Origin of the sequence: Synechococcus sp. LTW-R (genome assembly GCF_014217875.1) — a bacterium.
Lineage (GTDB): Bacteria > Cyanobacteriota > Cyanobacteriia > PCC-6307 > Cyanobiaceae > Vulcanococcus.
On sequence record NZ_CP059060.1, the window covers coordinates 2,132,863 to 2,158,312 of the forward strand.

Here is a 25,450-nt window from a genome sequence, read left to right on the forward strand (position 1 = left end):
TTACGGAGATCGTGCCGGTCTGGCACGCGCAACCCCGAAGGGGCTGCGCTTCGTAATGGCCCTAGCTGAGGGCTGGGGCCTGCAGTGGGGCCTGTCGAATCAAACCGGCTCCCGCAGGGGCTGTGAGGGCCTTCATTGAGCTCTCATTTCGGGCCACCAGCTGTTCCATCGAGGCCTTGTAGCTATCGGTCATCAACCGCGGGTAGAGGCCAATGCCGATAATCGGCACCAAGAGACAGCCAATGATGTAGATCTCGCGGGGCTCGGCATCCACCAGGTTGGTGTGGTCGACCAGCTCGGCTTTTTCCTTGCCGTAGAAGATCTCCCGCAGCATCGAGAGCAGGTAGATCGGGGTCAGGACCACGCCGATCGCGGCGAGGCCGTCAATCGCCACCCGGAAGGGCAGGGTGTAGGCATCGTCGGTGGCGAAACCCACGAAGACCATCAGTTCGCTCACGAAGCCGCTCATCCCAGGCAGGGCCAAGGACGCGAGCGAGCAGACCGTCCAAAGCGCAAACATCTTGCGCATCTTCTGGCCGACCCCACCCATCTCGTCGAGCTGAAGGGTGTGGGTGCGGTCGTAGGTCGCGCCCACCAGGAAGAAGAGCGAGGCGCCAATCAGACCGTGGCTGATCATTTGCAGCATCGCGCCGCTGGATCCCAGGGCGCTGAAGCTGCCAATGCCAATCAGCACAAAGCCCATGTGGCTGATGGAGCTGTAGGCGATCTTGCGTTTGAGGTTGCGCTGGGCGAAGGAGGTCAGGGCGGCATAAATGATGTTCACCACCCCCAGCACCACCAACAGCGGGGCGAAGACGGCGTGCCCATCCGGAAGGATCTGGCAGTTGAAGCGCAGCAGCGCATAGCCGCCCATCTTCAGCAGGATGCCGGCCAACAACATGTGGACCGGGGCCGTGGCCTCGCCGTGGGCATCCGGCAGCCAGGTGTGGAGTGGAACGATCGGCAGCTTCACGCCGAAGGCGATCAGCAAGCCCGCATAGGCCAACAGCTGGAACTTCAAGGGGAAGCCCTTGGCCATCAGGTCGCTGTACTCAAAGCTCGTGTGGCCGCCGTAGAAGGCCATCGCCAAGCCCGCCAGGAGGATGAACAGCGAGCTGCCAGCGGTGTAGAGGATGAATTTGGTGGCGGCGTACTGGCGTTTTTTGCCGCCCCAAATCGCCAGCAGGAGATAGACCGGAATCAGCTCCAGCTCCCAAGCCAGGAAGAAGAGCAGCATGTCCTGGACAGCGAAGACGGCGATTTGGCCGCCATCCATGGCCAGCAACAGGAAATAGAACAGCCTCGGCTTAAAGCTCACCGGCCAGGCCGCCAGGACGGCGAGGGCTGTGATGAAGCTCGTGAGCAGGATCAGCGGCATGGAGATGCCGTCGGCGCCCACCGACCAGGCCAGCCCCAGTTCGGGGAGCCAGCTCACCCGCTCGACCAACTGCAGATTCGGGTCGCTGGGGTCGTAGCCCGTCAGGTACCCGCCCACCGTCAGTAGGAAGGTGATCAGGGCAATCCCGAGGGCGAACCAGCGGACCTGCTTCCCCTCTCCCTGGTCAGGGATGAAGGGGATGCAGAGGGCCGCTCCGATGGGGAACAGGATCGAGGCGCTGAGCCAGGGGAAGGCCGTGCTGCTCGCCTGTTCCGCCGCGACGGCCAGGGTTGAAACGAAGTCCAGGAGCACCGAAAGCGAGTCGCTTTAGGCGGAGTGTAGAAATGCTCACCACGACGCGCTCCTAGGAGTGGTCGATGTCACACAGAGCGTTGTGAGCGGCGCTTAGCCCAGGGCGCCGAAGAGCACCACCAGGGCAATCACGCCCCCAAAAACGATCAGGGCATAGAACTGGGCGCGGCCCGTTTCGAAGTACTTCAGGCCCTCGCCGCTGCCAAGGGTGACCAGGCCGGTGAGGTTGACCACGCCATCCACCACCTTCGAGTCCACCTCCAGAACGGAGCGGGCCAGCTTGCGGCTGCCTTGCACGAAGAGCTTGTCGTTGATGGCGTCCAGGTACCACTTGTTGGCCAAGAAGGCATTGACGCTGGGGAAGCGACCCGCCACCGCCGTGGCCAGGTCCAGCTTCCGAAGGGCATAGGCCAAGACCGCCACCGTGATGCCAATCACGGAGATCGCGACGGAGGCACCGGCTAGGGGCAGGAATTCACCCCAGCTGAAGTGTTCGGCCACCTCGGCGGCCTCCTGGGGGTCCAGCAGCGTGCCAAAGCGGCTGTTCCAGGGCATTCCCAAGAGGCCCACCAGGACCGAGGGCACAGCGAGGACGGCCAAGGGCATGGCCATCTGCCAGCCGGATTCATGGGGATGCTCGGCGTGGGCATGGTGCTCGTCGCCGTCGTCATCGGCGCCTTTGCCGGCGGCGGCCATCAACTGGGCCTGCATGGCCTTGTCGTTTCCGCGGAACTCCCCTTCGAAGGTCAGGAAGTACAGCCGGAACATGTAGAAGGCGGTCATGCCGGCGGTCACGAAGCCGGCTGCCCAGAGGATCGGGAAGCTGCCGAAGGCCTGGCCCAGGATTTCGTCCTTGCTCCAGAAGCCGGCCAGGGGAGGAATGCCACTGATGGCCAGGCAGCCAATGAAGAAGGTGCTGCCGGTGACCGGCATGTATTTGCGCAGTCCGCCCATCAAGCGCATGTCCTGTGCCAGGACCGCCTCGTGGCCGACCACCTCTTCCATGGCGTGGATCACGGAGCCGGAGCCCAGGAAGAGCATCGCCTTGAAGAAGGCATGGGTGACCAGGTGGAACATGCCCGCCACCGGGGCCCCGCAACCCATGGCCAGCATCATGTAGCCGAGTTGGCTGACGGTGCTGTAGGCCAGACCTTTCTTGAGGTCCATCTGGGTGAGGGCAATCGAGGCCCCCAAGAACAGGGTGATAGTTCCAATGACGGCCACGACCACCTGCACTTCAGGGAAGGGCACATAAACGGGCTGGAGGCGGGCCACCAGGAAGACGCCCGCCGCCACCATGGTTGCCGCGTGAATCAGGGCCGAGATGGGGGTTGGACCCTCCATAGCATCGGGCAGCCAGACATGGAGAGGGAACTGGGCCGACTTCGCCATCGGTCCCATGAACACCAGCAGGCAGAGCAGGATCGCGATGCCGTTGGAGACGCTCCCGGTGCTGATCGCCTCCTGGAGGCGCACACCGATCTCTTCAAAGCCGAAGCTGCCGGTGGCCCAGAACAGTCCGAGGATGCCCAGCAACAGCCCGAAGTCACCGACGCGGTTCACCACAAAGGCTTTCTGGGCGGCATTGGCGGCGCCATCGCGGTCGTACCAGAAGCCGACGAGCAGGTAGGAGCACATGCCCACCAGCTCCCAAAACACGTAGATCTGCAGCAGGTTGGGGCTGATCACCAGCCCAAGCATCGAACTGCTGAACAGGGCCAGATAGGTGAAGAAGCGGACATAGCCCTTGTCGTGGGCCATGTAGCCGTCGGAGTAGATCATCACCAGGACGGCGATGGTCGTCACTAGCGAGAGCATCACGGCTCCCAGGGCGTCCACCCGGAAGCCCATCTCCAGGGTGAAGGCCCCCGCGCTGGCCCAGTCGAACAAGACCTCGGTGGTGCCGGCGCCCGCCAGCTGCTGGGCGAGCACGGCGTAGCTCAAGACCGCAGCGGCCCCGACGCAGCTGATCAAGAGCAGCGCAACCGGTTTGCGCAGGCGGTTGACCGTGCGGTTAAAGCTGATGAGCCCCAGGCCCACGATCGCGGCCCCGATCAGCGGGAGCACCGGGATGAGCCAGGCGAGTTCGGCGGGCGACGGCATCCGGCACTCAGGGAATCAGGGCGAGTGTAGGCAGCCCGGTGGGCCTCAACCCAGCCAGTGGGCGAGCCCTAATCGACTGAAGCCTGTCGCGGCGACCCCGATGTAGCGATGGGCCCACCAGAAGACCCCCACGGCGATGGCGATTCCCAGTTGGGCCGGCCGGAGGAATTCAGAGGCCACCAACTGCTGACGGCCATCGAGCACGGCGCGGAAGGGAACGAAGGAGGTGCTGGCTCTGAGTTCCTCAAAGGCTTCGCCAAAGCGGTTGCTGAGGCGACGGTCTCCGTTCCAGACGGCGAAGAGATGGTGAGCGATTAAGCCGACGCAGGTGGCGACCATGAAGCTGCTGCCAATCCAGAGCAGGTGGGTGCAGCACCAGAGGATCTGACCGATCGCCTGGGGGTGGCGACTGACGCGGATGATGCCGGTGGCATACATCCGCACCTGGGGTTTGAGGACCGCCGGAATTTCCAGCAGGTTGTAGGTGGCGGGGTAGAGGAACAGAAAGGAGATGGCAGTCCCGACCCAGACCAGCGGCACCATCCAGGGCTGGTCCTGGAGGTTCCAGAGCCGGATCCCGTCGTAGCGATGGGCCAGGAAGTAGCCGATGACCACGACCGCTGAGGGAATGCTGATGGCGGCAAACAGCAGCCGCCAAGCCCGTTCCCCAATGCGCTCAGCCCCCCAGTAGCGCAGGGAGGCGCCGCCGCTGTGGATGACGGCAAACACCAGGAGCAGAGCCAGCATGACCAGGCTGCTGTGGTGGAGGTTGCTGACGCCGCTCACGACCCGGGTTGCTTTGGATGCAGCGGATTCTCGCCAAGCGCCTGAACCGGCTGGCCACTCGACCTAGAGTTCTGATCCCCCGCTGAACCGCAGCGCCCTCCATGGCTGATCTGCCGTTCACTCTTGATCAGCTGCGCATCCTGCGGGCGATCGCCAGCGAGGGCAGCTTTAAGAAGGCCGCCGACAGCCTCTACGTCACCCAGCCGGCGGTCTCGCTGCAGATCCAGAACCTGGAGAAGCAGCTCAATGTTTCCCTGTTTGATCGGGGTGGTCGCAAGGCCCAGCTCACCGAAGCCGGTCACCTGCTGCTGAGCTACTGCGATCGGATCTTGAGCCAGTGCCAGGAAGCCTGCCGCGCCCTCGAGGACCTGCACAACCTCAAAGGCGGCTCGTTGATCGTGGGGGCGAGCCAGACCACGGGCACCTATTTGATGCCCCGGATGATCGGTCTGTTCCGGCAGAAGTATCCCGAGGTGGCGGTGCAGCTGCAGGTGCACAGCACCCGCCGCACCGGCTGGAGCGTGGCCAACGGTCAAATCGACCTGGCGATCATTGGTGGCGAGCTACCGAGTGAGCTCAACGAGTTGCTGCAGGTCATTCCCTACGCCAGTGATGAGCTGGCCCTGGTGCTGCCCACCAAGCACCCCTTGGCCCGCCTGCCGGAGCTGAGTAAGGACGACCTGTACAGGCTGGGCTTTGTCTCCCTGGATGCCCAGTCCACGACCCGCAAGATGGTCGACCAATTGCTGGCGCGCTCGGGTTTGGACGTGTCGCGCCTGAAGATTGAGATGGAGCTCAACTCGTTTGAGGCCATCAAAAACGCGGTGCAGAGCGGCCTTGGTGCAGCCTTTTTGCCGGTGGTCTCGATCGAGCGGGAATTGGCCGCCGGCAACCTGCACCGTCCGGCCCTCGCCGATCTCTCGGTCCGCCGCCAGCTGAAGTTGATCACCCATCCCGCCCGCTACTGCTCGCGGGCGGCGGATGCGTTCCGCAAGGAGATCCTGCCGGTCTTCGCCAGCCCTGACAGTCCCTTGCGCCGGCCTTCCGCCGCGAGTGCACCGGCGGAACCCGAGCGCGTCGATGCCTGAGGGCCCCAGCTCCGATCAGGACAGATCAGAACTGATCGGCTTCAGGGGTGATACCGGCGGCATCGTCGGCGATGCCCTTAGTGATGAATTTGTTGTCGCTGATGTCGGTCTGGTAGACGCAACGCACGATCGGTTGGTCCTTGACCGAGCCGATGTAAGCGAAGGTGTTCATCCGCTGCTTGCACTGCCGCATCTGCTCGGAGGTAACCGCACCCTCCTTCTGCAGAACGCTCCAGTTTTCTCGCCTGATCACGCAGCCGGGCCGCAGCGCCGGTTGGGTGACGAAGCTCGAGCTGGGGTTCATGGTTGTGTACAGCTCGATGTCCATTACGAAGGCACTCGCTCCCCACTGCCGGCAGAACTCCGGATCCGGAACGGCCATGTCGAGCTGCTGGGAGCTGGCGATGTTGCCCTGGTCCCCCTGGGTGTTGCTGGAGATGCCGGTGCCGATGCCGATCCCCACCACAAGAACGCCGCCGAGCAAAGCGACCGTGCCCATGTTGAACTGAAATCCACCGCCCCCACCTGGGGCTCCACCGCCGCCTGATCCGGGTCCCCGGGGCCGGCCGCCACCGCGACGGGGGTCGCCGTAGCTGTCACGGCCGCGCTCGTCGCCGTAGCGATCGTCGTAGCTGCTGCGGCCGTAGCGGGAGCGGGTCATGGACGCTCAGGGCTTTGGGGAAGACCCATCGAGTAGTTCAGGACTCGGCAGTCGGGGTTGTAGCTGAGCTTGCCGGCCTGGAGCAGGGTGCGGATGGTGCCTTCCAGTTCGGAACCGATCCGGCGCAGGTTGTAGTCGTTGAGATCGTTGCCGGCGTTGGCCGTGACCAGCTCCTGGAAGCGCTGCTGCACGGCCTGTTGGGCCTCGGTGTTCCAGAGGAACTCGTTGTCCGGATCCAGGTCCAGGGTCAGCTGGTGGTCGTCTGGGACCAGCTGCCCGTTCTCCACCCGTGCCGTGAAGAGGCGCACGTGGCGAGTGGTGGATTTGATCAGGGTGTCGGCCATGGCGAGGCAATCTGCTGACCGGCGAACCCGAAGGCCGGCGTCACGACTTTAAGAAGTGCCTGGCGGCTCTGGTCAAGCCGGCCTGGGACTGGAGGGACTCAGTGCTGGTCTCGGGCCCTTTAGGGTTGTCTACTGATTCAGGGTTTTTCATGCGCGTCGCCATTGCTGGTGCTGGCTTGGCCGGATTGGCCTGTGCCAAGTACCTCTGCGACGCCGGTCACACCCCGGTGGTTGTGGAAGCCCGCGATGTCCTCGGCGGCAAGGTGGCTGCCTGGCAGGACGACGACGGTGATTGGTATGAGACCGGTCTGCACATCTTCTTTGGTGCCTACCGGAACATGCGCCAGCTCTTCAAGGAGCTGAACATCGAGGACCGGCTCCAGTGGAAGAGCCACTCGATGATCTTCAACCAAAAGGAGACGCCGGGGACCTACAGCCGCTTCGACTTCCCCGATATCCCCGCTCCCCTGAACGGTGTTGCCGCGATCCTGGGCAATAACGACATGTTGAGCTGGCCCGAGAAGATCTCTTTCGGCATGGGGCTGGTGCCGGCGATGCTGCGCGGCCAGCAGTACGTCGAGGAATGCGACCAGTACTCCTGGACCGAGTGGCTCCGCATCCACAACATTCCTGAGCGGGTGAACGATGAGGTCTTCATCGCCATGGCCAAGGCCCTGAATTTCATCGATCCCGATGAGATTTCGAGCACGGTGGTCTTGACCGCCCTGAACCGTTTCCTGCAGGAAAGCGACGGTTCAAAGATGGCCTTCCTGGATGGCAACCCCCCCCAGCGCCTGTGCCAGCCGATTGTCGATTACGTCACGGCCCGCGGCGGTGAAGTCCATCTGGATTCCCCCCTTCGCGAGATCGAGCTGAACGCCGATGGCAGCGTGAGCGGTTTTCGCATTGGCGGGATCAAGGGCAAGGAGGGCTTCACGCTCCAGGCCGATGCCTTTGTGAGTGCCCTGCCGGTCGATCCCTTCAAGCTGCTGCTGCCGGAGCCTTGGAAGCAGATGCCCTACTTCCAGAAGCTCGACGGCCTCAATGGCGTTCCGGTGATCAACATTCACCTCTGGTTTGACCGCAAGCTCACCGAGATCGATCACCTGCTCTTCAGCCGCAGCCCCCTGCTCAGCGTCTACGCCGACATGAGCAACACCTGCAAGGAGTACGAGGATCCCAACCGCTCGATGCTCGAGTTGGTCTTTGCCCCCGCCAAGGATTGGATTGGCCGCAGCGATGAAGAGATCGTCGCGGCAACCATGGAGGAGCTGAAGCGTCTCTTCCCGATGCACTTCACCGGGGACGACCAGGCCAAGCTGCGCAAGTCGATCGTGGTCAAGACCCCGCTGTCGGTCTACAAGACCGTTCCCGGTTGTCAGAAGCTGCGTCCGGATCAGACCTCGCCGATTCCGAACTTCTTCTTGGCCGGTGACTACACGATGCAGCGTTATCTGGCCTCGATGGAAGGTGCGGTGCTGAGCGGCAAGCTTTGCGCCCAGGCGGTGAGTGAAGCCAAAACTGCCGTGGCGGCTTGATGGCGGCGGTGACAGCAACGGCTGATCTCTCCACCATCCCCTCCCTTGAGGACGCGTTTGAAGCCTGTCGCCAGGAAACGGCGGAGTGGGCCAAGACCTTTTATCTGGGCACCCTGCTGATGCCCCCGGCCAAGCGCCGGGCGATTTGGGCCATTTACGTCTGGTGCCGCCGCACCGACGAATTGATGGATAGCCCCGAGGCGATGGCGCGTCCCGTCTCGGAGCTGGCCGAACGCCTCGATCGCTGGGAGGAGCGCACCCGCGCCTTCTTCAAGGGCGAAGTCCAGGACGGTCTCGATCGCGTGATGGTCGACACCCTCGAGCGCTACCCCCAACCGTTGCAGCCCTATCTCGACATGATCGAGGGGATGCGGATGGACCTGACCACCACCCGCTACGCGAGCTTCGACGACCTGAAGCTCTACTGCTACCGCGTTGCGGGAACGGTGGGGTTGATGACGCAGGAGGTGATGGGGATTGACCCGGCCTACACCTCGGCTCCCTGGAGTGATCCGCCGGACACCAGTGATGCGGCTGTCGCCCTCGGCATCGCGAACCAGCTCACCAACATTCTTCGCGACGTCGGAGAAGACCGTGGTCGCGGGCGGATCTACCTGCCCCAAGAGGACCTGCAGCGCTTTGGCTACAGCGAAGAGGAGTTGCTTGCTGGAACCCTCAACGACAGTTGGCGTGAACTGATGCGATTCCAGGTGAACCGCGCCCGCGAGTGGTTCGCGCGTTCTGAAGCCGGTGTTCGCTGGTTGGCCCCCGACGCCCGCTGGCCGGTCTGGGCATCCTTGCGCCTCTACCGCGGCATTTTGGATGTGATCGAAGAACTCGATTACGACGTTTTCAATCACCGCGCCTTTGTGCCAAGAACCGGCAAGTTCCTCGATCTGCCGCGTTCCTTCGTGATCGCTCAGGCCCGCTGAGGGCTCTCCCAGCCCAGCTGCAGCCAACGCTCCAGGATTGGATTGACCTGTTCGGGGGCCTCGTCATGGGGGCAGTGCCCAAGGCCCGGCAGTACCTCAAGCTCCTGCACGCAAGGGAACGTCTGCTCCCAGCGCCGGGCTTCCTCGAGTGGCTCCCAGGGATCCGCCTCACCCCAGAGCATCCGCACGGGTACGGTCAGTCGCTCCAGCAGCTGCGGCGCTAGCCAGTCATCAAAGAGATTGACGAAGCCCCGGAAGCTCTCCGTTGCTCCGGGCTTCTGGCTGGGCTTCAACAGCAGTTGGACCAGCGCGTCATCGACGTTGGCGCCGCTGGGATAGGCCTGCTTCAGCACCGCACGCACGGCCCCGGCCCGCGCGAAGAAGCGGAAGAGGTTGCTCACGATCCAGCGCTGCCGCACCAGCGCCATCACCAAAGGCCGCGAGAGTTGCGCGCCGAAGGGCTGCTCCGGTAAGCGCTTGAGGTCGAGTTCCCGCTCGGCGCAGTCGATCAGCACCACCTGGGCCGGAGGCTGACCGTTTTCCGAGAGCATCCGGGCGGCATTCAAGGAGACGACCCCGCCGATGGAGTTGCCGATCAGCTGCAGCGTCACCGGGCCAGTGGCTGCGATGACCTCGCGATAGAAGTCCACGAGTTGGCTGGCCCAGAGGTCAAAGCCGTAGCGCACGCTGCCCGCGGTCTCCGGTTCATTGACTAGGCGAGACAGGGGTTTGCTGCTGCCGCCAAAGCCGAGGAGATCAATCGCGTAGACCCACTGGTCGTTGGCGAGGGCCTGGAGGTTGTGCCGCCAATGGCCTTTGGAGGCGCCGAACCCATGCACACAAAGAACGGCTCGACCGCAGGCGGTTGAGCCGTTCTGGGGAGGGATTTGGGTGTAGCTGATCTGATGGCCTTTCCAGCTCCAGATCAGCTCATCCATTGCAATCAGACCGCAGCCTTCTGGTTGTCGAGCAGACCCTTCAGCTTGGCCAGTTCGCCAGCCCAACGGGGATCGGGAGCACCCTCTTCCACGGTGTCGCGGTGGACGACCTTGTTGACGGCCTTGCGGGCCACGGCGGGACCGGTGCTGCCACCGGGGCCGCGGCGGTCGTTGCCACCACGACGGTCATCGCGGCGCTCGGAGCGCTCGATGCGCAGGTTGTTGCCGCCGAAGTCACGGCCGTTGAGCTGCTCGATCACCGCGTCGGCGACCTTCTCATCGTTGATGTTGGCGAAGCCGAAGCCACGGCCAGCGCCGGTCTCACGGTCCTGGACGGCCTTGAAGCGGATGCCTTCGCCCACGCTGGCGAACAGAGCCTCGAGCTCTTTGGTATCGAAGCTCTGGGGCAGGTTGCCGACGTAAAGACGAACGCTCATGGGATGAGAGGGAAGGAACGGAAACGTGTGGGTTCTGGCTGGTCGGGGTTAATCACGAAGCGGCAGCACCGAACCCGACAGCGGAGTTCAATCGGCGACCTACGGCGTAATGCTGTGCCCTAACTGGCTGGATTCAGGTCGTTGATAACGCCTTTCATAGTGAAGTTAATCACGGCGGGGTCCCCTCTTCCTGGCGTTTCAGCCAACGGCGGGCCGCTTCGAGGGCCTCCGCGGTGTCATGGAGGCGGCCAAAGGCCTGCTCGAGCATCAGGAATTGCAGCAGTGATCCCAGCTGGGGAGAGGCTTTGAGGCCTAACTCCCGCTGCAGTTGATCCCCATTGATCGGTGCTTGTGGATGAAAGAGCCGGTCCTCAGGGTTGCGCCAGCGCTCCAGCCAGCGCTGGACGGGATCCGGGCCCCAATGCAGCAGCAAGGCCGGCAGATCGCCGCTGAGCTCCCGGTGCAGTTTCAGGCGTTCCGGTTCCGCCAGGCCGTCGGCGCGGCTCTCCGGGGCGTCGTGACCTAGCCGCTGCTGCCACTGCCGCAGGCGCTGAACCCGTTGCTGCAGTTTCCGGCTGCTCTTTAGTTGCTGCAAGCCCGCTCCGTCGAGGATCGCGGCCATCCGGGCCAAGGGCAGGGCGTCTCGCCACTCCTCGGCCCTCAGCCCCAGGGCCTCCGCCTGTTGCCAGCTGAGGGGCTCGAGTGCCGCCGAGGCCGGACCGTTGTGTTGCCACGGCGCGAGGAGCCCCCAGTCCAGGCAGCGCTGCAGACCCCGATGGCCCTCAGGGCTTTGGCAGAGCTTCTCGAGTTCCGCCAGGATCCGCTCGCCTGCCACGCCCGTTAGCTGCTGGCGGTGCTGCTGAATCCAGGCTGCGGTTTGGCTCTCCAGCTGGAAGCCGAGTTCGCTGGCAAGCCGTAGGCCCCGCAGCAGGCGCAGGGCGTCGTCCAGCAGGTTGGCTTCGGCGAGGGCCACCATCTTTCCGCTTTGCAGATGGCCCAGCCCCCCATGGGGATCCACCAGGCGGTCCCGCTCGGCAAGCGGCAGGGCCATGGCGTTGATGCTGTAGTCCCGCCGCTGCAGGTCCGCCTCCAGGCTGGGCCCCTCGCGGCGGGCCAGGTCCACGCTCCAGCCGCGGATGACCAGCCGGGCGATGTCCCGCTCCGCATCCAGCACCACCGGACTGCCGCCGTAGCGCTTACTCAGCGCCTTGCAGAGCTCAATGGCCCCTTCAGCCACGACCAGGTCAAGGTCAGGGGCTGGCCCCAGCCGGTTCAGCAGGGCATCGCGCACGGCCCCGCCCACCAGGGCGGCATCGCCCGGGAAGGCGGAGACGGGAAGCGGCCAGTCCTCAGCCCGCAACGCCCCCCAGGCGGCTGCCGCTGCAGAACCGCCAGAGCCGGGCACAATGAGCCCATCTGCGCTGACGCTGGAGATGTGCATCTGCGTGGACTGCCGCTGGGTCGACCAGTGCCAGGCCTACCACGCAGTCGAGCGTCAGCACGGGGTGAAGCACCTCTGCGTGGACCCGCCGTTCGCCCCCAGTGAGCCCAAGATCCACGTGCAGGTGCGGGACCTTGGTGCAAGCGCTGTCGGTGTCGAGTGGGACGTGCGCGCCTGCGGCAGTTTTGAGCTCGAGCGCGGTCGCTGGCAGCGCCTGTGCCCCGGGGAGGTGCTGCCCACATGAGCGCGCCGTCCCTGTTGCTGGCCCTGCACAGCTCGAGTGAAAGCCTCGGGGTGGGCCTCTGTGATCTGCAGGCGCCCGAGGCTCCGCCCCAGTGCGCCAGCTTCCCCCTGGGCCGTCAGCTCTCCAACGACCTGCTGCCCTGCGTCGAGCAGCTGCTGCCCGCGGAGCGCTGGCCGCAGCTGGCGCGGATCGTGGTGGCGACCGGGCCCGGGGGCTTCACCGGAACCCGCCTCACCGTGGTTCTGGCACGCACCTTGGCCCAGCAGCTCCAGATCCCCTTGCACGGCTTCGGCAGCTTCCTGCTGATGGCCCGTCGCCTGGCGGAGGCGGGGGTGCTCACGGGGGATCAGCCCCGATTCTGGCTGCAGCAAACCCTGCCCCGCCGCGGGATCGTGGCGGGGGCGTATCGCCTCGATGCCGCCGCTCTGGGCGGGATTCGGGAGATCGATGAGCCCCGCTTGTTCCGTCCTGAGGAGGAGGGGCCAGGCGGGGAGCCTGGAGCGCCTGCCGAGGTCGACGCGGAGCAGGATGTGCGGCAGCTGCTGGCCCTTGGCCGCTTGGCCCACGCAGCGGCCTTGCCGGGGCCCTGGGAGACGGTGCTGCCGCTCTATCCCACCAGCCCGGTAGATGGGGCATGACCCACGCCCAACCCCCAACGGCGACGCGGCCCGGCGGCAGGTGCCGGCGCCCGCGTCGCCGTGGCAGAACCCGGCGCGTCCTCCTTTTGGCGGGATTGCTCGCGCTGGCGTGGAGCAGCCGGGCTTTTTGGTTTCCCTCCCTGCCTCCACCGCAGTTGGTGCTCGTGCTCGGCGGCGATGTGGAGCGGGAGCGGGTTGGGGCGGAGGTCGCCCAGCGCGATGGACTGCCCGTGATCGTCAGCGGTGGCAGCAACCCGGAGTACGCCCATTGGTTGTTCCGCGGCCGGGGCCTCGATGACAGCCGGGTGCTGCTCGACTACCGCGCCACGGACACCCTGAGCAACTTCACCTCGGTCGTGGATGACCTCAAGCGCGCCAAGATCCGCCACGTGCTGCTGGTCACCAGCAGCGACCACATGGACCGGGCTCTGATGGTCGGTCGGGTCGTGGCCGGGAGCCGCGGGATTGGTCTGACGCCCCTGGCGGTGCCCTGCGGCAACCGCTGCTTCCCTGAGGACTGGCGCAAGGTCTGGGGAGATGGACTGCGGGCGGCCCTTTGGGTGGTGAGCGGCCGGGACCTCAGGGACTGGGCGGCAGAGCGTTTTGGTCCGCTTCTGGAGGAAGTGCGGGGCCGCTGATCAAGCCCTGATCGAGTAGGGCATTGATCTGCGCTTGGCAGGCCGCGGTGGCTTGATCGAGATCCGCCCGTTTGCGCGAGGCCGGGGGCGGGATCGGCGTGCCGATGCGGATGTGGACCGGCACGAGTCGGGCGCTGCGGGATCCGGTGCCCAGGGCGCGGTGGCTGTTGATGATCGCCACGGGCAGCAGGGGCACGCCTGCGCGGGCGGCGAGCAGGGCGGCTCCAGCCTGGGGATTGTTCACGCGACCATCCACCTGGCGGGTGCCATCGATGAAGACCCCGGTGGCCCAGCCCTGATCGAGGCGATCGGTGGCGACGCGGATGGCTTCGCGGTCACTGGCGCCCCGGGAGACCGGGTAGGCGCCGCACGCGCGGATGATCGGACCGAGCAGCGGGATCTTGAACAGTTCCGCCTTGGCCATGAAGGCCACGGGGCGCCCCAGGGCGTGGCCCAGGAGCGGTGGATCCAGGTGGGAGCCGTGGTTGGCGACCACCACCAGGGCCCCGTCCATGGGCACATTGCCGTTGCCGGCCGTGCGGCCCCGGAACAGCAGCCGGTAGATCGGGAAGACCAGCAGGTAGCTCACCAGCCGGTAGGTGAGGCTCGGCCGCGGCGTGCGGATCAGGGCCGGCGGTTCGGCGGGTTTGCGGCGCCGCAGAACGCGCTTGACCGCTTTGACGGGGCGGTTCACAACCCCAGGTCGGCGGCGGTGGCGACCTGCGCGTTGCTGATGCCTTCGCTGCTGCGCTTGATCAGACCACTGAGGACGTTGCCCGGACCGATCTCCACGGCGGTGCTGATGCCCGCGGCCGTCATCGCGTCCATCGTTTCGCGCCAGCGCACGCCCGTGGTCATCTGGCTGCGCAGGCGTTCCTTGAGGGCCGCACCGCTGGTCTCCGGGGTGGGGTCGGTGTTGCTCAGCACCGGAATGGCGGCGTCGGCAAAGCTCACCCCCTCCAGGGTGGTGGCGAAGGCGGCGGCGGCCTCGGCCATGAAGGGGGAGTGGAAGGCCCCGCTCACCGCCAGGGGGATGGCCCGCTTGCACTTGAGCTGGCTGCTCACACTGCCGACGGCGTCCGGGCTGCCGGAGAGGACCACCTGGGCACTGCTGTTGTCGTTGGCGATCACCACGCCCTCGGTGGCGTTCACGAGCGCTTCGAGTTCACCGCGGTCAAAGCCCATCACGGCGGTCATCGCGCCGCCGCCGGCGGCGGCCATCAGCTCGCTGCGGGTCTTCATTAGCTGGATGCCCGTCTCGGCATCGAACACCCCGGCGGCGTAGAGGGCCACCAGTTCCCCGAGGCTGTGGCCCGCCACCAGATTCGCGCTGCGGCCCTGGGCCTTCAGGCCATCCACCAGCAGGCTCTCCACCACAAAGAGGGCCGGCTGGGTGTTGCGGGTGTCGTTCAGGTCGCTGAGGTCACCTTCGGCGTCGCCGTTGCAGATCGCGAGCAGGTCGCGGCCCAGCAGGTTGGAGGCGGCTTCAAAGCGAGCCTTGGCACCAGGGAGCTCCAGCACCCCTGCAGCCATGCCCACCTTCTGAGAACCCTGTCCAGGGAAAACCCAGGCGTTACCCATGGCCGCGCGTTGAAGTGACGGGGGGAGCCTACGCGGGGCCCTTCCAGCGCAGCAGGGCTCCGCCCCAGCTCAATCCGGCGCCAAAGCCGCTGCTGGCGATTAGGTCTCCGGGTTGAACGCGGCCGTCCTTGACCGCCTCATCCAGCATTAAGGGAATGGTGGCCGCGGAGGTGTTGCCGTAGTTGCTCAGGTTGCTCAGGACCCGCTCGTGGGGAATCTTGAAGCGATCGGCCACCGCATCGAGGATGCGTTGGTTGGCCTGGTGCAGCAGCAGCCAATTCAGTGCTTCGGCGTCCGTGCCGGTGGATTCCAGCAGCTCCTTGAGGACTGCGGGAACTTCGCGCACGGCGAACTTGTAGACCTCCTGGCCATTCATGCGCAGGGGTTCAAAGCCACCCTGCTGGGCGCTGACGCCGTCGAGCACCGGGTGGTGGGTCTCGGTTTGAGCCAGGGTCAAGCATCCGTTGCGGCTGCCGTCGGAGCGCATGCGGAAGCCCAGCAGGCCGTCCTCGTCGGCGGGGCAGGCTTCGACCGCCACGGCGGCCGCGGCATCACCAAAGAGCACGCAGGTGGTGCGGTCGTCCCAATCCACCCAGCGGCTGAGCTGATCGGCACCGATGACGAGGGCCCGGCGCATGGCGCCGCTCCCTAGGTACTGCCCAGCGGTGATTAGGGCGAAGAGGAAACCGCTGCAGGCGGCGGTCAGGTCAAAGGCCACCGCCTGTTTGGCACCGAGGGCCCCTTGCACCCTGGGGGCGGTGCCGAAGAGGTCGTCGGGGCTCGAGGTGGCCATCAGGATCAAGTCCAGATCCTCGGGCTTCCATCCCGCGTGCTCCAGGGCGGCCTCAGCCGCTCGGGTCGCGATCACGGTTAGGGGTTCGTCGGCGTTGCAGATCCGCCGGGCACCGATGCCGGTGCGGGTGCGAATCCATTCGTCGCTCGTGTCGACTCGGGTGCTGAGCTGCTCGTTGCTCACGCGGTTGACCGGCACTGCGCTGCCACACCCCACCAGGGCCATGCCGAAGGGGGCTTTGGCAGCGCTGGTCATGTGGCCTGGCCCGAGACGGTGGGGTCAGTCAACCACAGGTGACGGTCGTGTTTTCGGCTTCGCTCAGGCGGTGTAGGTCGTCCATCACGCCGTGGTTCGCGGCGGAATGGGCGATCCGCAGAGCGCTGACCACAGACAGGGCTTTGCTGCTGCCGTGGCCGATGACGCAGACCCCATTGACCCCGAGGAGCAGGGCGCCGCCATGTTCGGCGTGGTCCAGGCGCTTCTTGATCCGCCGCAGGTTGCTCATCAAAAAGGCGGAGCCGACCTTGCCGCGGCGGCCGCGGGGGAGTTCGGCCTTGAGGACATCCAGCAGGACACTGCCGACGCTCTCAAGGAACTTCAGCAGCACGTTGCCGGTGAAGCCATCGCAGACCACCACATCGAAGTCGCCGGAGAGGACATCACGGCCTTCGCAGTTGCCCGCAAAACGGAACCGGGTTTCGGCGGCCATCAGCGGGTAGGTCTTGAGGGCTTGGTCGTTCCCCTTGCACTCCTCTTCGCCGATGTTCAGCAGTCCAATGCGGGGCTCTCGGACCTGCAGGACATCGCGGCTGTAGATGTTCCCCAGCAGCGCCCACTGGTGCAGATAGCTGGGCTTGGCGTCCATGTTGGCGCCGACATCCAGCACCAGAACTTGCTGCGCGGGATCTTTGGTCGGGAAGAGGGCGCCAATGGCGGGGCGATCAATGCCTTTGAGGCGGCCCAAGCGGAAGATCGCCGAGGCCATGACGGCTCCGGAGTTGCCGGCGGAGTAAATGGCGGTGGCTTCCCCGGCCTTCACCAGATCCATGGCCATGTTGATGCTGGCGTCGCGCTTCTTGCGCACCACCGTGGCCTCCTCGTTCATGCCCACCGAGGGGCCACTAGAGACGAGCTCAATCAGCCCCTGTTGTTGCGCCTCACGCAGTGCCTCACCCAGACCGAGTTCGGCAACGGCCGCGTCCACGGCGGCGGTTTCGGCCACGAACTTCACCCGCACCGGCAGCAGGCGCACGGCCCGCAGACAGCCTTCAAGGATCGGACCTGGGGCGTAGTCGCCGCCCATGCCATCGACCGCCACCCAGAGCCGATCGGCATCGTTGATGGCCTCGCCATCGACGCCGCCTGCCCCCTGTTGGAGACGGCGCAGCGGGTCAAACACCAAGGGTTGCAGCACCGTGTTGGCCGCGGCACCCGCTGCTCCAGCGGCGGTTCCAGCCGTGCTGACGACGGAACCGGCCATTGAGCCTGCGGCGGTCCCAGCGGCCGAAGCCGAATCAACCAGGGTGGTGACGGCCGCGTTGCGCCGATACCAAATCACCAAACGCCGAATGGCCTTCGGGCGGTTCCGGCGGCTCGATGCGCCGGGGCCAGTCGCGTCAGTTGGATTCTGGGGCAACGGCTTCAACGATGCGTTGGAACAGATAACCGGTGCCGCGAGCCGTGAGGATCAGCTCGGGGTTGGCCGGATCGTCTTCCAGTTTGGAGCGCAACCGGGAGATATGAACATCGACCACCCGGGTATCCACATGGCGCTCGGGGGTGTAGCCCCAGACCTCTTTGAGGATTTCGCCGCGGCTGAAGGGTTCCCCGCTGCGGCCCACCAAGAGTTCCAGCAGGCTGAATTCCATGCCGGTCAGGCGAATCCGCTCATCACCGCGGAAGACCTGCCGTTTGTTGGTGTCGATCCGAATGTCGTTGATCTGGATCAGGCCCGAGTTCGGAATGCCGGCGGCGCCTTCCTTGCCGATGCGACGCAGCACGCAACGGATGCGGGCCTCGAGTTCCTTCGGGCTGAAGGGCTTGACCACGTAGTCGTCCGCCCCTAGCTCGAGTCCCGTGATCCGGTCGGCGACATCGCCGAGCGCTGTGAGCATCACGATGGGGACGTCGGACTCCTTGCGGAGTTCCTGGCAGACGCCGTAGCCATCGAGCTTCGGCATCATCACGTCGAGCACCACCAGATCGGGGGGGCTGTTCCGAAACGCTTCGAGGGCTTCCTGGCCGTCGCAGGCGGTGACGACCGTGTAGCCAATCATCGAGAGCCGCGTCTCCAGGATGCGGCGGATGCTGGCCTCGTCGTCCACGACCAGAATCGTTTCCTTGGCTGGAGCGGAAGAGGCCGTCATTGCGCCAGTCTGGGTGGCCGTTACTAAGTGATTAGACCTACTGAAGAGGTCTTTCGGGGTTCACGTTCGACGAATCCCACCTTTCGTCATACACCTTCTTCATCCCCCCGCCGCCCCCAGCGCTTTGGCTCGCACCACCAGCACCTACGTCTGTCAGAGCTGCGGAGCCCAAACCCGGCAGTTTTTTGGACGCTGCTCGAGCTGCGGCAGTTGGAACAGCCTGGTGGAGCAATCCACCCCTGCGAGCGATAACCGCCGCCGCCGTCCTGTGGCGGTGGCCGATGCCGAAAGCGAGATTCCCGCGGCTCCTCGTCGCTCGGAGCCCATCGCCGCCGTAGGCGACCGCCCCCTGCAGCGCCTGGGCAGTGGCTACAGCGAATTTGACCGGGTGCTGGGCGGTGGTTTGGTGCCGGGCTCGTTGGTGCTGCTCGGGGGGGATCCCGGCATCGGTAAGAGCACCTTGCTGCTGCAGAGCGCCCAGGCGATAGCGGCCCGCCATTCCGTTTTGTATGTCAGTGCGGAGGAATCCGCCCAGCAGGTGAAGCTGCGCTGGCGCCGCCTGGCGGAGGAGCAAGGCGAGCTGCCGCCGCCCCAAGAGGATGCCTCGGGGCTGCAGCTCCTGGCGGAAACCGATCTGGAGTTGGTGCTGCAGGAGCTGGAGGCCCTGCGGCCCGCCGTCGCCGTGATCGACAGCATCCAGGCACTGCATGACGGGGAATTGGGCAGTGCCCCGGGCTCAGTGGCCCAAGTGCGGGAATGTGCCGCCGCGTTGGCTCGGATCGCTAAGCGCCAGAACACGGCGCTTCTCCTGGTGGGCCACGTCACCAAGGAAGGGATGTTGGCCGGTCCGAAGGTGCTCGAGCACCTGGTGGATGCCGTTCTGACCTTTGAGGGGGATCGTTTCGCCAGCCATCGCCTGCTCCGGGCGGTCAAGAACCGCTTTGGCGCCACCCATGAATTGGGGGTCTTTGAAATGCGCGGCCAGGGCCTGGCCCAGGTGCTCAACCCCAGCGAGCTGTTCTTGGGTAGCGACGAACCCAGCGCAGGAACCGCGACGATCGTTGCCTGCGAAGGCACGCGCCCACTTGTGGTCGAGCTCCAATCCCTGGTCAGCACCACGAGCTATGCCAGCCCCCGGCGCACCGCGACCGGCATCGGTACCAATCGCCTGCACCAAATCCTGGCGGTGCTCGAGAAACACCTCGGCCTTCCCCTCTCCCGCTTCGATTGCTATCTGGCGGTGGCGGGCGGACTGGATGTGGAGGAACCCGCCGCGGACTTGGGGGTCGCGGCCGCCGTCGTGGCGAGCTACCGCGACCTGACCCTGCCGCCGGGGACGGTCCTGGTGGGAGAGCTGGGCCTGGGCGGCCAGTTGCGGCCCGTCGGCCAGCTGGAGCAGCGCCTGCAGGAGGCGGCGCGGTTGGGCTTCAACCGGGCCGTGGTCCCCAAGGGCTCGGGCTTGGGACGGCTGGCGGCCGGGCTGGACCTGCAGCTCCACGAAGCGGGGAGCGTTGCCGAAGCCCTGGTGGCCGCCCTGGGGGTGAACCCCGCCGACGACAGGGCCTAATTCAACGACTACTCAGAAGTCGCCAACTCAGAAGTAGACGTCGACGCTGCCGCGACCGCTCGTCTTGAGCCAGTTCTGGGCTTCGATGTAGTTGTTGGGCGCGAGGCGGATGGCCTTGCCCCAGAAGTCGGCCGCGAGATCAAAGCGGCGATCGGCCTCATCGGTTTCGCCCTGCTCTTCGGCGATGCAGCCCAGGTGGTGGTGAATCACCGCCATGTTGTTCAGCGCCTGGGGCATCTTGCTGTTGAGATCCAGGGCTTGGCCGTACTGCTCGAGTGCTTTTTCGTGCTCGCCGTTGCTGGCGTACACGAGGGCCATGTTGTAGAGGATGAAGGCCTTGTCGTTGGGGTCCTCCTCCAGCTTCAGGGCTTCTTTGTAGTTGTCCAACGCTTCGGCGTATTCCCCGTCCGCCTGGGCGCTCATGCCATCGCGGTAGTAGGCGAAGGCCTCCTTGGCCCGTTGGTTGGTCGGCAGCACCTTGAGGATCAGGTCCGCCATGACCGTGAAGCTCTTGTCGATGAAGTTGTCGTTGCGCTGGGAGCGGGGCACGGCAGGCACGGGAGCTTCGTCGCACCATCCTGACTTGTGCTCCGCGGTTCAGGGGAGAAGCGTGAAAAGTCCCTAGCCTTGGGCCTGCCCTCCCTGCTCGCGTGCCGTCCGACCTCGAGCCAGCCGCCCAGCCGGTCGCGCCGCTCTTGCTGGATGTGGAGGGGATGAAATGCGGTGGCTGTGTCCGCTCGGTGGAGCAACGCCTGCTGGCCCAACCGGGGGTGCGCCAGGCGAGCGTCAATTTGCTCAACCGGACCGCCTGGGTGGGTCTGGATCCTGAGGCCGTCACCGCGGAGCCGGCGCAGCCCTTGATCGAGGCCCTGGCCGCCATGGGCTACGCGGCCGCGGTTCGCAACCTGGATGGCGACGATCGGCCGCTGAGCCTGGAGGAGCGGCGGCAGCAACAGGGCTGGTGGCAGCGCTGGCGCCAATTGATGGTGGCGTTGCTGCTGCTGCTCTTCTCGGTCTCCGGGCATCTGGCGGAGGCCGGTGAGCTGCCCTTGGCCCCCTTGGCGGACATCCGCCTGCATGCCCTGGTGGCGACGGCAGCCCTGCTGCTGCCTGGGCGCCCGATCTTGGCTCAGGGCTGGCGTTCGGCCTGGGCCGGTGCCCCGGGGATGGACACCCTGGTGGGACTGGGGATGGGGAGCGCCTACCTGGCCAGCCTGGTGGCCTTGCTTTGGCCGGCCGTGGGCTGGCAGTGCTTCTTCAACGAGCCGGTGATGCTGCTGGGCTTCGTGTTGATGGGCCGCTTCCTGGAAGAGAGAGCGCGGTTCCGCACCGGACGGGCCCTCCACGAGTTAGCCCGCTTGCAACCCGACGAGGCGCTCCTCGTGCTCGGCGATCGCGTCGAGTCGGTTCGCGTTGGTGCCCTGCGGCCCGGGGATCGGCTGCGCCTGCTGCCGGGGGATCGGGTCCCCGTGGACAGCCGCGTGCTGGACGGCCAATCGACCTTGGATGTCTCCAGCCTCACCGGTGAGCCGCTGCCGTTGTTGGCGGCTGCCGGCCAGGAGCTCGCCGCGGGTGCGTTGAATCTGCAGTCGAGCCTCGAGCTCGAGGTGTTGCGACCGGGCCGCGAGAGCGCGGTGGCTCGGATCATTGCCCTGGTGGAGGGTGCCCAGGCCAGGAAAGCGCCGATTCAGACCCTCACCGATCGGGTGGCGGGCCGCTTCAGTGTTGTGGTGATGCTGCTGGCCGCCGCCACCTTTCTCTTCTGGTGGTTGATCGGTGCCCAGCTCTGGCCCCACGTCCTCAGTGCGGCGCCGTCGATGCACCAGCACGGCGGCCATCGCAGCTTGGGCCTCGGCGCTGAAACCCCCTTCGTCTTGGGGCTGCAACTGAGCATCGCCGTGCTGGTGGTCGCCTGCCCCTGCGCCTTGGGCTTGGCGACGCCCACGGCGATCACGGTCGGCAGCGGCCGGGCGGCTCGCTCAGGGGTGCTCTTCCGCGGGGGCGATGTGATCGAGGCGGCCTCCCGGCTGCGCACCCTCTTTTTTGACAAGACTGGAACCCTGACGGTTGGCAGGCCCACGGTGAGGGCTGTGGATCCTGGGGCCAGCGAAGCCGTGTTGATCCAACTGGCCGCCAGCTTGGAGGCCCAGACCCGGCACCCCTTGGCCCACGCCCTGCTGCAGCGGGCCCAGCAGCTGGAGCTCCCGTTGTTGGACGTGCGTGAGGCCCGCACCCTGGCGGGTGATGGCGTCAGTGCCGAGGTGGAGGGCCATGGCCTCTGCCGGGTGGGTCGTCCCGCCTGGCTGCTCGAGGACGGCGTGGCGATCGCCAAGGAGCAGCGGCGTTGGTGGACTGAACAGGAAGCGCAGGGGGCGACGGTGGTGGCCGTGGCTCTTGCGGGCTCAAGCCAACTGCAGGGGCTGATTGCTCTCGAGGATCAAGCGCGCGACGACGCCCAAGGCGCCCTGGCCCAGTTGCGAGCGATGGGTTTGGCGTTGGGCCTGTTGAGTGGCGATCGTCAGTCGCCGGTTCGGCACCTGGCGGCCCAGTTGGGCCTGCCGCCCGAGGAGTTGGCCTGGGAATTGCTGCCGCAGCAGAAGTTGGAGCGCATCGACCAGGCACGACGGGACTCCAGCCCCGTTGGCATGGTCGGCGATGGGATCAACGACGCGCCGGCCCTGGCCGCGGCGGATCTGGGCATTGCGGTGGGGACTGGAACCCAGATCGCGATCGATACCGCCGACCTGGTGGTGCTGGGAGAACGCCTCGAAGCGATCCCGATGGCGTTGCGCCTTGCCCGCCGCACGATGGCCAAGGTCCGTCAAAACCTGATTTGGGCCTTTGGCTACAACCTGGTCGTGCTGCCGATCGCCGCCGGGGTGCTCCTGCCAGGCTTTGGCGTCGTGCTGTCACCACCGCTGGCAGCTCTGTTGATGGCCATGAGCTCGATCACGGTTGTGGTGAACGCCTTGCTGTTGGGGCGCGATGACTAAGCGCGGGCGCTTTCTGGTGCTGGAGGGCATCGACGGGTGTGGCAAGACCACCCAGATCGAAGCCCTCAAAGCGTGGCTCCCCGCGAGTGGTCTGATGCCCGAGGGCGCACAACTGCTGGTGACGCGAGAGCCGGGGGGGACGGCCCTGGGACAGGCCTTGCGTCAGCTGTTGCTGCATCCTCCGGGGGAGGCGGCTCCCGAGTCCACGGCGGAGCTGCTGCTCTACGCGGCCGATCGCGCTCAGCATGTGCAGCAGCGCATTACGCCGGCCCTGGCGGCGGGCCATTGGGTGCTGAGCGATCGCTTTGTGGGATCGACGGCGGCTTACCAGGGCTATGGCCGCGGCTTGTCCCTGGACTTGATTGATCAGCTCGCCGCAATTGCCACGGCTGGGGTGCAGCCGGACCTCACGGCCCTGTTGGAGATCCCCTTGGCGGAGTCCTTGCGCCGGCGGGGCCACCGCCCGGCCGACCGCATCGAAGCCAGCGGCGAGGCCTTCTTGGCGCGGGTTTGCGCGGGCTTTAGTGCCTTGGCTCAGCAACACGGCTGGTGCCGCATTGAGGCCAGCCAATCGCCTGAGGCGGTTAGCCGGGCCCTGCAGGTGGCGATTGAGGAGGTCTGCCGCAGCGATGGCTGAGCTGTTTGAGGACCTGCTGGGGCAATCCCAAGCGGTAGCGCTGCTGCGGGCTGGTCTGCAGCAGCAGCGCCTGGCGCCGGCCTATCTGTTCTGCGGTCCCGATGGAGTGGGTCGCCGTTTGGCGGCCTTGCGCTTCCTGGAGGGAGCCATTGCGGGGCTGGATGGCTCACCTTCGGTGAGACGTCGGCTGCAGGACGGCAACCATCCCGACCTGCTCTGGGTGGAGCCCACTTATTCGGAGAAGGGACAGTTGGTTCCTGCGTCCCAGGCCGAAGCCGCTGGCGTGAGCCGAAAGGCGCCCCCGCAGCTGCGGCTGGAGCAGGTCCGGGCCGTCTCCCAGTTTTTGGCCCGCCGGCCGGTGGAGTCCTCCCGTTGCCTGGTGGTGATGGAAACCGTGGAGGCGATGGCCGAAGGAGCCGCCAATGCCCTCCTGAAAACCCTCGAGGAACCCGGCGACGGGATGCTGATCCTGCTGACGGCCTACCCGGATCGCCTGCTCAGCACGATTCGCTCGCGCTGTCAGTCGATTCCCTTTGGGCGGCTGGATCCCCAGACGTTGGAGGCGGTGCTGCAGCGCCATGGCCATGGGGGGATCACCCAGGCTGGTGATCCGCCGGAGTTGCTCGAACTCGCGGCGGGTTCACCGGGGGCGCTGCTGGAGCAACGGGCGCAATGGCAGTCCCTGCCGGAGGGGTTGACCGATCGCTGCAGTGCGTTTTCGGCCCCCAATGGTGCGCAGACCCCGATGGTGGCCCTGTCCTTGGCCCGCGATCTCTGTGAGGTGCTGGATGTGGAGCAGCAGCTCTGGCTGCTGGACTGGTGGCAGCTCCACCTCTGGCGCCAACGGCAGGACCCTTCTCCGCTAAAGCGTCTGGAGCAACTCAGGTCTCAACTGCGCAGTTACGTCCAGCCGCGCTTGGCCTGGGAGGTGGCGCTGCTGTCGCTTGCGGGGGTGGGATTGGGCAGCGCCTAGGCGGCGGTGCGGCGGTTGTCTCGGGCCTGTTGCACCAGTTGGGCGAGCGCTTCCTGGTTGTCTCCACTGGGGAGTTCCAGGCAGTAGCCGGCGCCGTAGACGGTCTTGATGAAGCGGGGCTTGCGGGGATCGGGCTCGAGCTTGGTGCGCAGGTGCCGCACGTGAACGCGGATGGTTTCGATGTCGTCGTCCGGCTCGTAGCCCCAGACCTCCTTGAGGATCAGTGAGGGGGCAACGGTTTGGCCGTGGCGCTGCAGGAGGCAGTGGAGCAGCTCGAACTCCAGGTGGGTCAGCCGGACGGGTTCGTCGAACCAGATCGCTTCAAAGCGCTCCGGGACCAGGGTCAGGCAGCCGTAGCTCAGGATCTCGTTGTGCTTCGTCGAGAGCGGAGCCCGATCGGAGCGGCGCAGGAGCGCCTTGATGCGCACCAGGAGCTCTTCCAGGTCGAACGGCTTCGCAAGGTAGTCGTCTGCACCGGAGTTGAAGCCGCTGACCTTGTCCTTGGTGCTGCCCAGGGCCGTCAGCATCAGGACGGGGATGCGGGAGGTGCGCTCATCACGCCTCAGCCGTTGGCAAAGGGTGAGGCCATCCACCTTGGGCAGCATGAGGTCCAGCAGGACCAGGTCAGGGGTGTATTGCAGGGCCAGGGCCTGGCCTTTGATGCCGTCCTCGGCCCGTTGCACGTCGAAGCCGCTGTGCTCCAGGTGGCCGGCCACAAGCTCGCGCATGTCGCCGTCGTCTTCGATCAGCAGGATGCATGGCTTCATGACTGGTTCCTGGGTTGACGGATGCGCGGTTGCAGTGAAGGGCCGAAGTTCACCGCCGGTATTCTCCGTGGCTTTTTGTGCTTCTGCACAACAAGCCTTCCGCTTGTTGTGGCCTGGAAGTCTTGCTGAACCTAGGGCTCGCAACGGGTTTGCCTGAATCGCGCCCGCCGCGATGGCGCGGAATCTTCAGGTTTTCTTTCGTCTTTTGGGTTGCGGATCTCGGCCGTTTGTTGTGAAGCGTGTTCCGCCTTCCCTTGGGCTCCAAGCAAAAAGCCCAGCCGTGAGGCTGGGCTTT

25 protein-coding genes are annotated in these 25,450 nt (G+C 65.9%); 10 read left to right on the forward strand and 15 right to left on the reverse strand.

What is annotated here, in order from left to right; translation table 11 throughout:
- Nucleotides 1-61: 61 nt before the first annotated feature.
- The 3 genes from H0O22_RS11805 to H0O22_RS11815 all read right to left on the reverse strand — a co-directional run bounded on the left by H0O22_RS11805 (nt 62) and on the right by H0O22_RS11815 (nt 4,540).
- A complete protein-coding gene (locus H0O22_RS11805; RefSeq protein ID WP_185188422.1) occupies nt 62-1,666 on the reverse strand; it encodes an NAD(P)H-quinone oxidoreductase subunit 4 in 1,605 nt (534 codons plus the stop codon).
- Nucleotides 1,667-1,783: 117 nt separating this feature from the next.
- Complete coding sequence (locus H0O22_RS11810; RefSeq protein WP_185186834.1) at nt 1,784-3,793, reverse strand: NAD(P)H-quinone oxidoreductase subunit 5; 2,010 nt, start codon at nt 3,791-3,793, stop codon at nt 1,784-1,786.
- A gap of 45 nt (nt 3,794-3,838) precedes the next feature.
- The gene (locus tag H0O22_RS11815; protein ID WP_185188423.1) at nt 3,839-4,540 is read right to left on the reverse strand and encodes an NnrU family protein; all 702 of its coding nucleotides are present in this window, start codon (nt 4,538-4,540) and stop codon (nt 3,839-3,841) included.
- A 140-nt stretch (nt 4,541-4,680) separates the two neighbouring features.
- Here H0O22_RS11815 and H0O22_RS11820 point away from each other — a divergent pair, with 140 nt between their 5' ends.
- Entirely contained in the window at nt 4,681-5,667 is a 987-nt protein-coding gene (locus tag H0O22_RS11820; RefSeq protein ID WP_185186835.1) for a LysR family transcriptional regulator, read from the forward strand.
- Between the two features lie 25 nt (nt 5,668-5,692).
- On the opposite strand, the gene H0O22_RS11825 is transcribed toward H0O22_RS11820, so the two are convergent.
- Both H0O22_RS11825 and ndhM read right to left on the reverse strand, forming a co-directional pair.
- Complete coding sequence (locus H0O22_RS11825) at nt 5,693-6,328, reverse strand: DUF3172 domain-containing protein (protein WP_185186836.1); 636 nt, start codon at nt 6,326-6,328, stop codon at nt 5,693-5,695.
- Nucleotides 6,325-6,672 (reverse strand): NAD(P)H-quinone oxidoreductase subunit M, encoded by a 348-nt coding sequence (ndhM, locus tag H0O22_RS11830; protein WP_185186837.1) that lies wholly within the window; start codon nt 6,670-6,672, stop codon nt 6,325-6,327. The genes H0O22_RS11825 and ndhM overlap by 4 nt, the downstream gene beginning before the upstream one ends.
- A gap of 149 nt (nt 6,673-6,821) precedes the next feature.
- Between ndhM and pds the strand changes: the two genes are divergently transcribed.
- Together pds and H0O22_RS11840 are read left to right on the forward strand one after the other, a co-directional pair.
- Nucleotides 6,822-8,210, forward strand: coding sequence for a 15-cis-phytoene desaturase (gene pds, locus H0O22_RS11835; protein ID WP_185186838.1), 1,389 nt, complete (start codon nt 6,822-6,824; stop codon nt 8,208-8,210).
- On the forward strand, nt 8,210-9,142 hold the full coding sequence (locus H0O22_RS11840; protein ID WP_185186839.1) for a phytoene synthase: 933 nt from the start codon (nt 8,210-8,212) through the stop codon (nt 9,140-9,142). The genes pds and H0O22_RS11840 overlap by 1 nt, the downstream gene beginning before the upstream one ends.
- Here H0O22_RS11840 and H0O22_RS11845 read toward each other — a convergent pair.
- From H0O22_RS11845 to H0O22_RS11855, 3 genes are all read right to left on the reverse strand, one after another.
- Entirely contained in the window at nt 9,130-10,080 is a 951-nt protein-coding gene (locus tag H0O22_RS11845; protein WP_185186840.1) for an alpha/beta fold hydrolase, read from the reverse strand. The genes H0O22_RS11840 and H0O22_RS11845 overlap by 13 nt on opposite strands.
- Before the next feature lie 5 nt (nt 10,081-10,085).
- Nucleotides 10,086-10,517, reverse strand: coding sequence for an RNA-binding protein (locus tag H0O22_RS11850; protein ID WP_185186841.1), 432 nt, complete (start codon nt 10,515-10,517; stop codon nt 10,086-10,088).
- Nucleotides 10,518-10,686: 169 nt separating this feature from the next.
- Nucleotides 10,687-11,922, reverse strand: a complete 1,236-nt coding sequence (locus tag H0O22_RS11855) for a CCA tRNA nucleotidyltransferase (RefSeq protein ID WP_255439317.1) — start codon at nt 11,920-11,922, stop codon at nt 10,687-10,689.
- A gap of 28 nt (nt 11,923-11,950) precedes the next feature.
- Here H0O22_RS11855 and H0O22_RS11860 point away from each other — a divergent pair, with 28 nt between their 5' ends.
- The 3 genes from H0O22_RS11860 to H0O22_RS11870 are packed head-to-tail and all read left to right on the forward strand — an operon-like array spanning nt 11,951 to nt 13,478.
- Complete coding sequence (locus tag H0O22_RS11860) at nt 11,951-12,202, forward strand: Ycf34 family protein (RefSeq protein ID WP_185186843.1); 252 nt, start codon at nt 11,951-11,953, stop codon at nt 12,200-12,202.
- A complete protein-coding gene (gene tsaB / locus H0O22_RS11865) occupies nt 12,199-12,840 on the forward strand; it encodes a tRNA (adenosine(37)-N6)-threonylcarbamoyltransferase complex dimerization subunit type 1 TsaB (RefSeq protein ID WP_185186844.1) in 642 nt (213 codons plus the stop codon). The genes H0O22_RS11860 and tsaB overlap by 4 nt, the downstream gene beginning before the upstream one ends.
- Nucleotides 12,837-13,478 (forward strand): YdcF family protein, encoded by a 642-nt coding sequence (locus H0O22_RS11870; RefSeq protein ID WP_185186845.1) that lies wholly within the window; start codon nt 12,837-12,839, stop codon nt 13,476-13,478. Before tsaB ends, H0O22_RS11870 begins: the two co-directional genes overlap by 4 nt.
- On the opposite strand, the gene H0O22_RS11875 is transcribed toward H0O22_RS11870, so the two are convergent.
- Genes H0O22_RS11875 through rpaB form a run of 5 tightly spaced genes read right to left on the reverse strand, consistent with a single transcriptional unit; the run spans nt 13,420 to nt 18,218 of the window.
- Nucleotides 13,420-14,172, reverse strand: a complete 753-nt coding sequence (locus H0O22_RS11875) for a 1-acyl-sn-glycerol-3-phosphate acyltransferase (RefSeq protein ID WP_255439318.1) — start codon at nt 14,170-14,172, stop codon at nt 13,420-13,422. The two genes, H0O22_RS11870 and H0O22_RS11875, sit on opposite strands and share 59 nt — an antisense overlap.
- Nucleotides 14,169-15,059: an ACP S-malonyltransferase gene (fabD, locus tag H0O22_RS11880; protein WP_185186846.1), complete on the reverse strand. Its 891-nt coding sequence runs from the start codon at nt 15,057-15,059 to the stop codon at nt 14,169-14,171. Before fabD ends, H0O22_RS11875 begins: the two co-directional genes overlap by 4 nt.
- 28 nt (nt 15,060-15,087) lie before the next feature.
- A complete protein-coding gene (locus H0O22_RS11885; protein WP_255439319.1) occupies nt 15,088-16,107 on the reverse strand; it encodes a beta-ketoacyl-ACP synthase III in 1,020 nt (339 codons plus the stop codon).
- 28 nt (nt 16,108-16,135) lie between these two features.
- Nucleotides 16,136-17,488, reverse strand: a complete 1,353-nt coding sequence (gene plsX / locus H0O22_RS11890; protein WP_185186847.1) for a phosphate acyltransferase PlsX — start codon at nt 17,486-17,488, stop codon at nt 16,136-16,138.
- On the reverse strand, nt 17,469-18,218 hold the full coding sequence (gene rpaB, locus H0O22_RS11895) for a response regulator transcription factor RpaB (protein WP_185186848.1): 750 nt from the start codon (nt 18,216-18,218) through the stop codon (nt 17,469-17,471). The genes plsX and rpaB overlap by 20 nt, the downstream gene beginning before the upstream one ends.
- A 124-nt stretch (nt 18,219-18,342) precedes the next feature.
- Here rpaB and radA point away from each other — a divergent pair, with 124 nt between their 5' ends.
- Nucleotides 18,343-19,785 (forward strand): DNA repair protein RadA, encoded by a 1,443-nt coding sequence (gene radA, locus H0O22_RS11900; RefSeq protein ID WP_185186849.1) that lies wholly within the window; start codon nt 18,343-18,345, stop codon nt 19,783-19,785.
- Between the two features lie 27 nt (nt 19,786-19,812).
- Here radA and H0O22_RS11905 read toward each other — a convergent pair whose 3' ends face one another.
- Nucleotides 19,813-20,334, reverse strand: a complete 522-nt coding sequence (locus tag H0O22_RS11905) for a photosystem I assembly protein Ycf3 (protein ID WP_185186850.1) — start codon at nt 20,332-20,334, stop codon at nt 19,813-19,815.
- 164 nt (nt 20,335-20,498) lie between these two features.
- Between H0O22_RS11905 and H0O22_RS11910 the strand changes: the two genes are divergently transcribed.
- Genes H0O22_RS11910 through H0O22_RS11920 form a run of 3 tightly spaced genes read left to right on the forward strand, consistent with a single transcriptional unit; the run spans nt 20,499 to nt 24,388 of the window.
- Nucleotides 20,499-22,778, forward strand: coding sequence for a cation-translocating P-type ATPase (locus tag H0O22_RS11910; RefSeq protein ID WP_185188426.1), 2,280 nt, complete (start codon nt 20,499-20,501; stop codon nt 22,776-22,778).
- On the forward strand, nt 22,771-23,415 hold the full coding sequence (gene tmk, locus H0O22_RS11915) for a dTMP kinase (RefSeq protein WP_185186851.1): 645 nt from the start codon (nt 22,771-22,773) through the stop codon (nt 23,413-23,415). Before H0O22_RS11910 ends, tmk begins: the two co-directional genes overlap by 8 nt.
- Nucleotides 23,408-24,388 (forward strand): DNA polymerase III subunit delta', encoded by a 981-nt coding sequence (locus H0O22_RS11920; RefSeq protein WP_185186852.1) that lies wholly within the window; start codon nt 23,408-23,410, stop codon nt 24,386-24,388. The genes tmk and H0O22_RS11920 overlap by 8 nt, the downstream gene beginning before the upstream one ends.
- Here the strand turns inward: H0O22_RS11920 and H0O22_RS11925 are convergent.
- Nucleotides 24,385-25,155, reverse strand: a complete 771-nt coding sequence (locus tag H0O22_RS11925) for a response regulator transcription factor (RefSeq protein ID WP_185186853.1) — start codon at nt 25,153-25,155, stop codon at nt 24,385-24,387. The two genes, H0O22_RS11920 and H0O22_RS11925, sit on opposite strands and share 4 nt — an antisense overlap.
- Nucleotides 25,156-25,450: the final 295 nt, after the last annotated feature.